The following is a 12,048-nucleotide window of genomic DNA, read 5'->3' as shown; positions in this document are numbered from 1 at the left end:
CGCCTCACCAGGAGGAGGGAAGCCCCCGCAGCAGCTCCTCGTCGAACGCCAGCCTGACCCGCAGCTCCTCCTTCGCCGGTCCGTCCGCGCCGGCCCGCACCTCGGCGGCCTCCGCGTCGCTCAGCGCGCGGCCGTAGATCCGCACGTCGTCCAGCGCGCCCGCGAAGTGCTCGGCGTAGTCCGGCCGCGCGCCCAGGTGCAGCGAGAACGGGTCGTCCGGCGTCACCGGCCCCGGGGGCGCCGCCGTCACCGCGGGCGTCGCCCCGTCCACCGAGAGCCGGAGCTGCCCGCCCTCCCGTTCGAGGAGCACGTGGTGCCAGGTCCCGTCGTTGAAGGCCGCGCCCGTGTCCACGGTGACGGCCGTCTCCGCGTCCCCGACGTCCAGCGCCCCCCGCAGCCGCCCCTCGGCCGGCTCGGCGCGCAGCCAGAACTGCCGCCGCCCCGGCGCGTGCCCGTAGCCCCACAGCAGCGGATGCCCCCCGTCGCCGGCCTCGTAGCGGAACCAGGCCGAGACCGCGAACTCCTCGCCGTCCAGGCGCAGCGAGGGCGGGCAGTTGATCAGCCGCAGGTAGTCGTCCGTCCCGTCCAGGGTCATCGCGCCGCCCCAGCGGCCCGAGGCCGAGGGCTGCGCGCCGCCGTGCACCACGGCGTGGTTCTCCTGGCCCGAGGCGTCCGGGGCGCGCGGCAGGATCACGTCCCCGGCGCCCGCGTCCAGCGTCTCCTCGGTGAAGGCGGTGAACGTCAGGGTGCCGTGCGGGCTGAAGGAGTCCGTCTCGTACAGCAGCCCGATCTCCCCGTCCGGCAGCAGCGCCAGGTCGGAGTACCCGGAGCGGTCGGGCGTGATGACGGTGCCCGTGGTGCTCCAGGTGGCGCCCTCGTCCTCCGAGGTGCGCACCGCCATCATCCAGCGGTCGGGGATGGCCTCGGCGCCCGGCCTGGCCGGGGCCGACAGCAGCATCCGGCCCTCGCGGGGCACGAGCACCGAGCCGGAGACGGGCGGGGCCTGCACGTCCGTCACCGGCGCGAAGCCCTCCCCGGCGAAGCTCGCGCCGCCGTCCTCGCTGGTGGCGGCGAGGCGGTGGTGCTGCGTTCCGCAGGTGGCCGAGGAGCGGGCGTTGACGTAGAGGGTGCCGTCCGCCCGCTCGGCGACGGTGAGTTCGCCGGGGTGCGCGTCCTCGCTCGCCGTCTCGTAGAGCGCGCCGGTGTGCCAGGTCAGGCCGCCGTCGTCGCTGTAGTAGAGCTGCGCGCCGGAGCGGCCGGAGGCCGCGTCGTGGTCGCCGGGAACGATCAGGCGGCCGGCGTGCGGGCCGTTGCGGAGCTGGAGGCCGTGCCCGGGGCCGACCGAGACCCAGGTCCAGTCCTCGCCCTTCAGCGCCGACAGGTCGGCGCCCCGCTCCCAGGTGACGCCCTCGTCGGCGCTGTGCAGCACGTGCAGCGATCGCGGCCCGCGCACCCGGTCCTCGCCCTCCAGCGTCCAGGCGTTGTGGGCGTGGAGCACCGAGACGCGGCCGGTCTCCTCGTCCACCACGGGCGTGGGGTTGCCGAAGCCGTCCTCGTCCCCGTCGCCGCGCAGCACGGTCAGCGGGCCCCAGGTCCGGCCGCCGTCGGTGGAGCGCTTCAGCAGCAGGTCGATGTCGCCGACGTCGTCGCAGTCCACGACGCGGCCCTCGGCGAACGCCAGCAGCGTCCCGCCGGGGGTGGCGACCAGCGCGGGGATGCGGAAGCAGGCGTAGCCCTCGGTGTGGTGGACGAACGGCGCGCTCAGCTCCGGCGCGGGCCCGCCGGCCGAGGCGCGCCGGGGGGCCTCGGCGCGGGAGGAGGGCCCGCCCGACGCGGGCGGTTCGCCCGGCTCGGTCGGCTCGGGCGCCGGGGTCGCGGGTGAAGTCGCGGCCGAGGGCACGGCCGGGGACGGGGAAACGGCCGAGGACGGCGTCGGGCTCGGCGGGGTCGGGGCGGCCGGCGGCGCGGTGGCCAGGGTCCACAGCGCGGCGGCGGCCAGGGCGGCGAACAGCGCGGGGGCGTGCGGCAAGACGGCTCCCGAGGGGGACGGAAGGGGCGGGTCAGGGCGCGGGCCGCAGCCAGACGGTCGCCAGCGGCGGCAGCGTGGGCGCGACGCTCTCGGGACGGCCGTGGCTGGGGACGGGCTCGGCCCGCAGCGGCGCGGGCTGCGTCACGCCGCTGCCGCCGTAGGCCCGGTCGTCGGTGTTGAGGACCTCGTGCCAGGCCGCGCCGGGCGGCCCGGGGACGCCCAGGCGGTAGGCCGGGCGCACGACGGGGGAGAAGTTGCAGACGGCCAGCAGCGGGGGCGTTCCGTCCCCGGCCATCCGCAGGAAGGCGAAGACGTTGTCGGCCGCGGCCTCGGCGTCGACCCAGGCGAAGCCGGCGGGGTCGCTGTCCAGTCGCCACAGCGCGGGCGTCTCGCGGTAGCGGGCGTTGAGGTCGCGCACCAGGTCCGCGACGCCCTGGTGGTCGCCGGCCGCCACGTAGGCCGGGTCCAGGACCCACCACTGAGGCCCGGTCTCCTCCGACCACTCGGCGCCCTGGGCGAACTCCTGTCCCATGAAGAGGAGTTGCTTGCCCGGGTGGGCCCACATGAAGCCCAGGTAGGCGCGGTGGGTGGCCCGCCGGCGCCACCAGTCGCCGGGCATCTTCTCCACCAGCGCGCCCTTGCCGTGCACCACCTCGTCGTGCGAGATGGGCAGGACGTAGTTCTCCGAGTAGGCGTAGACCAGGGAGAACGTCATCTCCCGGTGGTGCCAGGAGCGGTGCACGGGGTCGCGGGCCAGGTAGCCCAGCGTGTCGTGCATCCAGCCCATGTTCCACTTGAAGCCGAAGCCCAGGCCCCCGCGGTCGGTGGAGCGGGTCACCCCGTCCCAGGCGGTGGACTCCTCGGCCATGGTCACCACGCCGGGGCAGTGGCGGTAGAGCGTGGCGTTCATCTCCTGGAGGAACGCCACCGCGTCCCAGTTCTCGCGCCCGCCGTCCGCGTTGGGCGTCCACTGCCCTTCGGGGCGCGAGTAGTCGAGGTAGAGCATCGAGGCCACCGCGTCCACCCGGATGCCGTCCAGGTGGTACTCCTCGCACCAGTACAGGGCGTTGGCGACAAGGAAGTTGCGCACCTCGGGGCGGCCGTAGTCGAACTCGAGCGTCCCCCAGTCCGGGTGCTCCGCCCGCAGCGGGTCGGCGGGCTCGTAGCAGGGCGTCCCGTCGAAGCGGGCCAGGGCCCACTCGTCCTTGGGGAAGTGCGCCGGCACCCAGTCCATCAGCACGCCGATCCCGGCCCGGTGCAGCGCGTCCACCAGGTACTTGAAGTCGTCCGGGGTGCCCAGGCGGGCGGTGGGCGCGTAGAAGCCGGTGACCTGGTACCCCCAGGACCCGCCGTAGGGGTGCTCGGCCGGGGGCATCAGCTCGACGTGGGTGAAGCCGAGGCGGCTGACGTAGGCCGGCAGCTCCTTCGCCAGCTCCCGGTACGACAGGCCCGGCCGCCAGGAGGGCAGGTGCACCTCGTAGACGGACATCGGCGCGGCGTGCGGGGGCGTCTCGGCGCGGCGGGCCAGCCAGGCGGCGTCGCCCCAGGTGTAACGCCCGGCGTGCACCACCGAGGCGGTGGCGGGCGGGAGTTCGGTGCGGCGGGCGAGCGGGTCGGCCCGCAGGGTGCGCACGCCGTCGGCGCCCAGCACCTCGTACTTGTAGCGGGTGCCGGGGCCCACGCCCGGCACGAACAGCTCCCACACCCCCGAGGCGCCCAGCGAGCGCATCGGGAAGCCCGTGGGGTCCCAGTGGTTGAAGTCCCCGGCCACCCGCACCCCGCGCGCGCTCGGCGCCCAGACGGAGAACCGCGTGCCGCGCACGCCCTGGTGGGACATCGGCCGCGCCCCCAGCGCCTCCCACAGCCGCTCGTGCCGCCCCTGCGCGATCAGGTGCAGGTCCAGCTCGCCCAGCGAGGGCAGGAAGCGGTAGGGGTCGTCGGTCACCAGGTGCGTTCCGTCCGCGTAGGTGACCGACAGCCGGTAGGGCTCGGGCAGCGGCCCCGGCAGCACGGCGGCGAACAGCCCGTCCCCCTCGTCCGCCAGCGCCCGGCCGCGGACCGCGACCCGGCGCGCGAGCGGGCGCAGGACCCGGATCAGCGTGCCCCCGGCCACCGGGTGCGCGCCCAGCAGGGCGTGCGGGTCGTGGTGCGCCCCCTGAAGCAGCCGCGCGCGGTCCCCGGGCTCCAGCTCAGGGGCGCGCAGGGCCGCGGGCAGCGCCGGGCTTCCCGCGTGGGCGTGGACGGGCGTGCGCGCGGTCACCCGCGCCAGGCGGTGCCGCAGCCGCCGTCCGGCGCGGCGTCCGGCCCGGCGGCTCATGCGGCGGCCAGCCTGCGGATCGCGGTCATCGGGACCTCCAGCCACCCCGGGCGGTGCCGGGCCTCGTACAGCACCTCGTAGACCGCCTTGTCCGTCTCGTACGCCCGCAGCAGCGCCGCCGTCCCGGCGGGGTCCCCGCCCGCGGCCTCGGCGTAGCCGCGGCGGAAGGCCGTGCGGTTGGCGCGCGACCACGCCTCCGCGAAGGAGCCGAGGCTCTCCCGGTGCTGGGCCGCGGCGTAGTCGAAGGAGCGCAGCATTCCGGCGACGTCCCGCACCGGCGGCCCCAGGCCGCGCCGGTCCTCCAGCGGCCGGGCCGGCTCGCCCTCGAAGTCGATGACCCACCACAGGCTGCCGCGCCCGGCCCGGTCCGGGGCGCACAGCACCTGCCCCAGGTGCAGGTCGCCGTGCAGCCGCTGCACCGCGCAGCTCCCGCCGTTCCGCGCGAACGCCGCCACCTCCTCGTACGCCCGCCCCAGGCCCGCCCGGTAGGGGCGCAGCGCGGGGACGGCGGAGGCGGCCTCGGCCAGCCGGTCGTTCATCCCGGCCGCGACCTCCTCCAGGCCCGCCCCGGCCAGGACCCCGGTGGGCAGGGCCGCGGCCAGCGCGGTGTGCACCTCGGCGGTGGCGCGGCCCAGGGCGTGGGCGGCGGCGGTGAAGTCGGCGCGGCGGGTCAGGGAGCGCAGGGCGAGCTGCCAGCCGTCGGCCGAGCCGGCCAGGAAGGGCTGGAGAACGCCCAGGGTCAGCGGCTCGGTGCCGGTGCCGGGCCAGGCGGCCTCGAACCAGGCGGCGGGCGCCGGGACCCGGGGGCAGCCGGCCTCGGCCAGTGCCAGCGGCAGCTCCAGGTCGGGGTTGACGCCGGGGCTGACCCGGCGGAACAGCTTGAGGATGAAGGAATCCCCGTACACCACCGAGGAGTTGCTCTGCTCGTTGGTCAGCAGCCTGGCCGGGAGGCCGCCGGGGATCTCGGCGCCCCCGGCGCGGCCGAAGGTCAGCGTGCCCAGGCGGCCGGGGGTGCGCAGGCGTTCCACCAGCACGGCGGCCAGGCGCGCGTCGTGCAGCGCCTCGTAGACGGCCAGGCCCCGCAGCGGGCCCTCGGTGGGGCGGCCGACCAGGGCGGGGGCGAGGGCGGGCGGGAGGCCGGCGCGCACGCCCAGCAGTAGCTGGTAGCAGTCGCCGCCGGACGGGTCGCGCGGCGGGGCGCCGGGCTGGGAGCTGCTCTGCCGGGTGCGCACCAGCAGGTGCAGCAGCCCGGGGGCGCTGCCGTCCTCGGAGCGGGGCAGCAACTCGGTGGCGGAGATGAGGGTCAGGCCGGTCAGCGGGCGTCCCTTCCCGGCGAACCAGCGCTGCCGGGGGAGCCAGCGCGCCAGGGGGCCGGTGAGCGAGCGCAGCAGCGGGCTGCCGTGCGGGGCGGAGGCGAGCGCGGGCCGGGCGGGGGCCGTCCGGTGCGGGGAGGCGGGCGAGGCGCCCTCCGGCAGCCCATCCGACATGGCGTCCGACATGGCGTCCTTTCCCCGGGCACGAATTCCTGACGGAGTGTTGCGGATCGTGCCGCGGGTTGGGCCGGTGGCGGGGGACGTGTCGGGCGAAAACGACCGAGCGGGTCAGGCGCGTAACGCGGATGGCGGCGGCACCGGGCGTGGGCCGGGGCGTGAGGCCGGGACGCGAAGCCGGGGCAGGGAGGGTCGGGGCAGGGGGTCGGGCGCAGCGCGGGTCCTTGCCGCTGCGCCCGGGGGCGCCCGGGGGCGCCGGGTGACGCGGCCGGGCGGGCCGCGCGGTGGCGGAGCCGGGCCGGGGTGCGGCCCGGTGGGGGGCTCAGGAGGCCCGGGGAGCCTCGCCCAGCCGGAACCAGTAGAAGCCGTGCCCGGCCAGCGTCAGCAGGTAGGGCAGCTCCCCGATGGGCGGGAAGCGGACGCCGCCGATCAGCTCCACGGGAACGCGCCCGGCCCAGGGACGCAGGTCCAGCTCCGTGGGCTGGGAGAAGCGGGAGAAGTTGTTGACGCACATCACCAGGTCGCCCTCGTACTCGCGCAGGAACGCCAGCACGGCCGGGTTGGAGGAGGGCAGCTCCGCGTAGCAGCCGGGCCCGAAGGCGGGGTTCTGCTTGCGGATCTCCACCATCCGCCGCGTCCAGTGCAGCAGCGAGGACGGCGAGGACATGGCGGCCTCGACGTTGGTGACCTGGTACCCGTGGACCGGGTCCATGATGGTCGGCAGGAACAGCCGGCCCGGGTCGCAGGAGGAGAAGCCGGCGTTGCGGTCCGGGGTCCACTGCATGGGCGTGCGCACCGCGTCCCGGTCCCCGAGCCAGATGTTGTCGCCCATCCCGATCTCGTCCCCGTAGTAGAGGATCGGGGAGCCGGGCAGCGACAGCAGCAGCGCGGTGAACAGCTCGATCTGGTTGCGGTCGTTGTCCAGCAGCGGCGCCAGCCTTCTGCGGATGCCGATGTTCGCGCGCATCCGCGGATCCTTGGCGTACTCCGCGTACATGTAGTCGCGCTCCTCGTCGGTGACCATCTCCAGGGTCAGCTCGTCGTGGTTGCGCAGGAAGATCCCCCACTGGCAGCGGGCGGGGATCTCGGGGGTCTTGGCCAGGATCTCGGAGACGGGGTAGCGGGACTCGCGGCGCACGGCCATGAAGATCCGCGGCATGACGGGGAAGTGGAACGCCATGTGGCACTCGTCGCCGCCGGCCTCGAAGTCCCCGAAGTAGTCGACCACGTCCTCGGGCCACTGGTTGGCCTCGGCGAGCAGCACGGTGTCGGGGTAGTGGGCGTCGATCTCGGCCCGGACCCGCTTGAGGAACGCGTGCGTCGCAGGAAGGTTTTCGCAGTTGGTGCCCTCCTCGGCGTACAGGTAGGGGACCGCGTCCAGCCGGAAGCCGTCGATGCCGAGGTCCAGCCAGAACCGCAGGGCGGAGAGGATCTCCTCCTGCACCGCGGGGCTGCGGTAGTTGAGGTCCGGCTGGTGGGAGAAGAAGCGGTGGAAGAAGTACTGCTTGCGCACCGGGTCGAACGTCCAGTTCGAGGACTCGGTGTCGACGAAGATGATGCGGGCGTCCGCGTACTGCTTGTCGTCGTCCGCCCACATGTAGTAGTCCCCGTAGGGGCCGTCGGGGTCGCGGCGCGACTCCTGGAACCACCGGTGCTGGTCGCTGGTGTGGTTCATGACGAAGTCGATGATGACGCGCATCCCGCGCTGGTGGGCGGCGTCGACGAACTCCACGAAGTCCGCCAGGTCCCCGATCTGGGGATGGGTGTCGGTGTAGTCCGCCACGTCGTAACCGCCGTCGCGCAGCGGTGACTTGAAGAACGGCGGCAGCCACAGGCAGTCGACCCCGAGCCACTGCAGGTAGTCCAGTCGGGAGGTGAGGCCCTTCAGGTCCCCGATGCCGTCCCCGTTGCTGTCCTGGAAGGACCGCACGAGGACCTCGTAGAAGACCGCGCGCTTGTACCACTCGGGGTCGCGGTCGCGGGCGGGCGTGTCCTCGAACGTATCGGGGACCGGCTCATTGACGCTCATGGTTGGGTGACCCTCCGGTCTCTAGGACGGTCGCAGGGCCAGAATGTGGGCGGACGACGCGAGGGCACCCTCACGGCCCGGCTCAAGCCGCACATAGTTGTCCCTGCCCCAGTAGTAGGTCGCACCGGTGAGCTCGTCGACCACCGGAAGGGGCTCGGAGCCGCTCTCCTGACCGGGAGAGAGACCGATCCCCTTAAGTTGCTCCATGTCCAACGAGACCGTTGCCTCGTGGGTGCGGTAGGGATCGAGGTTGACCACAGTCAGAACGCAGTCGGCTTCCGGTGTCCGCGTGCGCTTGGAGTAGGCCAGGATGTGCTCGTTGTCCGTGCGGTGAAAGTGCAGATCGCGCAGGCGGCGCAGCGCCGGGTGGCGCCGCCGGAGCGCGTTCAGGGTGGTGATCAGCGGGGTGATCGAGCGGCCCGCCGCGTCGGCCGCCTCCCAGTCGCGCGGGCGCAGCTCGTACTTCTCGGAGTGCGCGTACTCCTCGCTCCCCTGTTCGGCCGGCTCGTTCTCGCACAGCTCGTAGCCGGCGTACACGCCCCACGTGGGAGAGAGGGTCGCGGCGAGCACGGCGCGCACCTCGAAGGCCGGGCGCCCGCCGTGCTGGAGGTAGGCGTGCAGGATGTCCGGCGTGTTGACGAAGAAATTGGGCCGCATGTACGCGGCGGCGGCCCCCGACAGCTCCGTCAGGTACTCCGTCAGCTCGGTCTTGGAGGTCCGCCAGGTGAAGTAGGTGTACGACTGCTGGAAGCCGATCCGCGCCAGCGTGTGCATCATCGCGGGGCGGGTGAACGCCTCGGCCAGGAAGATCACGTCGGGGTCGGTGCGGTTGATGTCCGCGATGACCTTCTCCCAGAACACCACCGGCTTGGTGTGCGGGTTGTCCACGCGGAAGATCCGCACCCCGTGCCCCATCCAGAACCGCAGCAGCCGCAGCGTTTCCGTCACCAGGCCCCGGAAGTCCTGCTCGAAGGAGATGGGGTAGATGTCCTGGTACTTCTTCGGCGGGTTCTCGGCGAACGCGATGCTGCCGTCCGCCCGCCGGCTGAACCACTCCGGGTGGGTCTTCACCCACGGGTGGTCCGGGCTGCACTGGAGCGCGAAGTCCAGCGCCACCTCCATGCCCTCGGCGGCGGCGGCCTGGACGAACGCGGCGAAGTCCTCGGTCGTTCCCAGGTCCGGGTGGATCGCGTCGTGCCCGCCCTCGGCCGAGCCGATCGCCCACGGCGAGCCCACGTCGCCCGGCCGCGCCCGAAGCGCGCCCCCCGCGCCCTTGCGGAAGGCCGTGCCGATGGGGTGCACCGGCGGCAGGTAGACCACGTCGAAGCCCATCCGCGCCAGCGCGGGCAGCCGCTTGGCCGCCGTGCGCAGCGTCCCCGAGACGGGGGGCGCGCCCGGGCGCAGGAGCGCCCCCTCGGAGCGCGGGAACATCTCGTACCAGGAGCCGAACAGCGCCCGCTCCCGCTCCACCAGCAGCGGCATCGGCCGGGAGCAGGTGAGGAGCGCGCGCAGCGGGAAGCGGTCGAGAACGGCCGTCACCTCGGGGTCCAGGGCCACCGCGAGCCGGGCCCCGGGCGGCAGCGAGGCGTCCAGCAGCGTCTCGGCCGCCGCCGCCACCGCGCCCTTGCCCTCGCTCTTGGGCACCCCCGAGGCGGCCTGCCGCAGCAGCGCGGCGCCCTCGGCCAGGGTCAGTTCGGGGTCCACTCCGGCCGGGACCTTGATCCGCGCGTGCCGCCGCCAGGTGGCCACCGGGTCGCCCCAGGCCTCCACCGCGAACGTCCAGCGCCCCTCGCGGTCCGGCGTCACCTCCGCGCCCCAGCGGTCCGTGCCCGGCGCCAGCTCGCGCATCGGGGTCCACGGCCCGCCCCGGCCGTCCGGGTCCCGCAGCACGACGTTGGCGCCCACGGCCTCGGCGCCCTCCCGGAAGACCGTCGCCGAGACCTCGAAGGTCTCCCCGGGAACCGCCTTCGCCGGGCGGCGCCCGCAGTCAACGCTCGGCTGGACGTCGAGGACGGGAATGCGACCGATCATGTGGGATCCCCTGAAGCGCTAGGAATGCAGGTCATTTGTCCGCCCCGGCCCTGCCCGGCGCGGGACTCGTCCTTTCTAGCGCCTTGACGATGCTTTGCCCCTGAAAAGCAGGTTTGGCGGGAAGCCCCTTTCGCGCGCGTTCACCCGGGTGGGGGCGCCGGGATATGTCACGGCCGTGTTGCCGGATGATGCGGGCGGGATTTCCGGGACGGGAGTGATCCGGGGGCGTTCCTCAACGCATCCTCAAGTGTGCCCGAAATCACGGCTGATGTCAGCGTTTAAGGGGCAGATCTCGGGTCGATATCGCGTATCTACGCGCGCTTCCCAGCCCCGCGGCCTGGCAGTAATGTGCCGTCCACCGAAACGCCGTATCCCCGACAACCCCGCCGACAAGCCTGAGGTGGACGATGCGCATAGCAAGACCCATGGCCGCGAAGCTCTTTGCGGCCGTCCTCGCCATCGGCCTGGCCGTGACCGGTTGCGCCAGCGAGCGGGGGGAGGACGGAGGCGGCGACAGCTTTGTCTTCGGCGCCCCCGGCGATCCCCAGTCCCTCGATCCCTCGCTGGCCAGCGACGGCGAGACCTTCCGCGTCACCCGGCAGGCGTTCGAAACGCTGCTCGACCACGAGCCGGGCACCACACAGCTCACCGGCGGGCTCGCCGAGGAGTGGTCGAGCAACGACGCGGGCACCGAATGGACCTTCCGCCTCAGGGAGGGCGTCACCTTCCACGACGGCGCCGAGCTGACCGGCGAGGTCGTCTGCGCCAACTTCGACCGCTGGTACAACTGGTCGGGCACCTACCAGAACCCCACGCTCTCCTACTACTGGCAGACCGTCTTCGGCGGCTTCGCCGAGAACGGCAGCGAGGACGTTCCCGAGGCCAACTACGCCGGCTGCTCCGCCCCCGACCCGCTGACCGCCGTCATCGAGGTCGCCGAGCCCTCGGCCAACTACCCCGGCGGCTTCTCCCTCCAGGCCTTCGCGATCCACTCGCCCAACTCCCTGGAGGCGTACGCCTCTGACGAGGCCGGCGGCGAGGGCGAGAACATCACCTTCCCCGGCTACAGCCAGGAGGCCGGCACCGTCGCGGGCACGGGCCCCTACGAGATCACGGAGTGGAACCACTCCGGCGGCGAGGTGACCCTCACCCGCTTCGACGACTACTGGGGCGAGGCCGCCCACGTCGAGGAGCTGGTCTTCCGCACCATCCCGGAGGAGGACGGCCGCCGCCAGGCCCTCCAGGCCGGCGACATCCACGGCTACGACCTCGTCGCCCCCGCCGACGTGGCCACCCTGGAGGCCGACGGCTTCCAGGTCCCGGTCCGCGACGTCTTCAACCTCCTCTACCTCGGCTTCACCCAGGACGGCCACGAGGCCCTGGGCGACCTGAGGGTCCGCCAGGCCATCGCCCACGCCCTGGACCGGGAGAACATCGTGAACTCCCAGCTCCCGGACGGCGGGGTCGTCGCCACCCAGTTCATGCCGGACACGGTCGACGGGTACTCCGAGGAGGTCACGCTCTACGAGCACGACCCCGGGCGCGCGCGGGACCTGCTGACCCAGGCCGACCGGACGGGCGTGGAGTTCGACTTCTGCTACCCGACCGAGGTCACCCGCCCGTACATGCCGGCCCCCGCCGACATCTACGAGCTGCTGCGCGCCGACCTTCAGGAGGTGGGCATCCGGGTCAGCCCGATCGCCCTGCCGTGGAACCCGGACTACCACGAGACCACGAGGAACGGCGGCTGCGACCTCTATCTCCTGGGCTGGACCGGCGACTTCAACGACGGCTACAACTTCCTGGGCACCTGGTTCGCCGAGCCGACCCTGGAGTGGGGCTTCGAGAACGAGGAGCTGTTCGGCCTGCTCACCGAGGCCCGCACCGAGCCCGACCCCGCGACCCGGGTCGGCCTCTACCAGCAGGCCAACGAGCTGGTCATGGACTACCTGCCGGGCGTCCCGATCTCCAGCTCGCCGCCCTCGATCGCGTTCTCCCCGGACGTGGAGCCGCCCACCGTCTCCCCCCTGACCGACGAGAACTTCGCCGAGGTCCGCTTCCGCGAGTAGCGCCCCCACGCCGCCCGCCCCGGCCGCCCGGCCGGGGCGGGCGGCGCCCGCGCCCCCGCACCCCGCCTCACGTCGACCGCGCA

Annotated in this window: 5 protein-coding genes and 1 pseudogene; 1 reads left to right on the top strand and 5 read right to left on the bottom strand. The window is 73.8% G+C overall.

The genetic code is table 11. The features are described 5' to 3' along the window. Nucleotides 1-4 precede the first annotated feature (4 nt). From RM780_RS08145 to RM780_RS08125, 5 genes and pseudogenes are all read right to left on the bottom strand, one after another. Nucleotides 5-2,029 (bottom strand): sialidase family protein, encoded by a 2,025-nt coding sequence (locus RM780_RS08145; RefSeq protein ID WP_311629872.1) that lies wholly within the window; start codon nucleotides 2,027-2,029, stop codon nucleotides 5-7. A gap of 31 nt (nucleotides 2,030-2,060) precedes the next feature. After that, nucleotides 2,061-4,346: a 1,4-alpha-glucan branching enzyme gene (gene glgB, locus RM780_RS08140; RefSeq protein WP_311629871.1), complete on the bottom strand. Its 2,286-nt coding sequence runs from the start codon at nucleotides 4,344-4,346 to the stop codon at nucleotides 2,061-2,063. Then, nucleotides 4,343-5,845 (bottom strand): maltokinase N-terminal cap-like domain-containing protein, encoded by a 1,503-nt coding sequence (locus RM780_RS08135; RefSeq protein WP_311629870.1) that lies wholly within the window; start codon nucleotides 5,843-5,845, stop codon nucleotides 4,343-4,345. Before RM780_RS08135 ends, glgB begins: the two co-directional genes overlap by 4 nt. Nucleotides 5,846-6,158: 313 nt before the next feature. After that, nucleotides 6,159-7,865 (bottom strand): maltose alpha-D-glucosyltransferase, encoded by a 1,707-nt coding sequence (gene treS / locus RM780_RS08130; RefSeq protein WP_311629869.1) that lies wholly within the window; start codon nucleotides 7,863-7,865, stop codon nucleotides 6,159-6,161. Continuing rightward, a pseudogene (locus RM780_RS08125) lies at nucleotides 7,852-9,896 on the bottom strand (alpha-1,4-glucan--maltose-1-phosphate maltosyltransferase). Before RM780_RS08125 ends, treS begins: the two are co-directional and overlap by 14 nt. Nucleotides 9,897-10,303: 407 nt before the next feature. On the opposite strand from RM780_RS08125, the gene RM780_RS08120 reads away from it, so the two are divergent. Then, entirely contained in the window at nucleotides 10,304-11,965 is a 1,662-nt protein-coding gene (locus RM780_RS08120) for an ABC transporter substrate-binding protein (RefSeq protein ID WP_311629867.1), read from the top strand. Nucleotides 11,966-12,048: the final 83 nt, after the last annotated feature.

It is taken from the genome of Streptomyces boetiae (assembly GCF_031845405.1).
GTDB lineage: Bacteria > Actinomycetota > Actinomycetes > Streptomycetales > Streptomycetaceae > Streptomyces > Streptomyces boetiae.
This window is presented reverse-complemented; position numbering and strand designations above follow the sequence as displayed.

Bases quoted from the DNA above. Each gene is read 5' to 3' on its own strand.
- glgB (WP_311629871.1), bottom strand. From the start codon at position 4,346: ATGAGCCGCCGGGCCGGACGCCGCGCCGGACGGCGGCTGCGGCACCGC.
- treS (WP_311629869.1), bottom strand. From the start codon at position 7,865: ATGAGCGTCAATGAGCCGGTCCCCGATACGTTCGAGGACACGCCCGCC.
- RM780_RS08135 (WP_311629870.1), bottom strand. From the start codon at position 5,845: ATGTCGGACGCCATGTCGGATGGGCTGCCGGAGGGCGCCTCGCCCGCC.
- RM780_RS08120 (WP_311629867.1), top strand. From the start codon at position 10,304: ATGCGCATAGCAAGACCCATGGCCGCGAAGCTCTTTGCGGCCGTCCTC.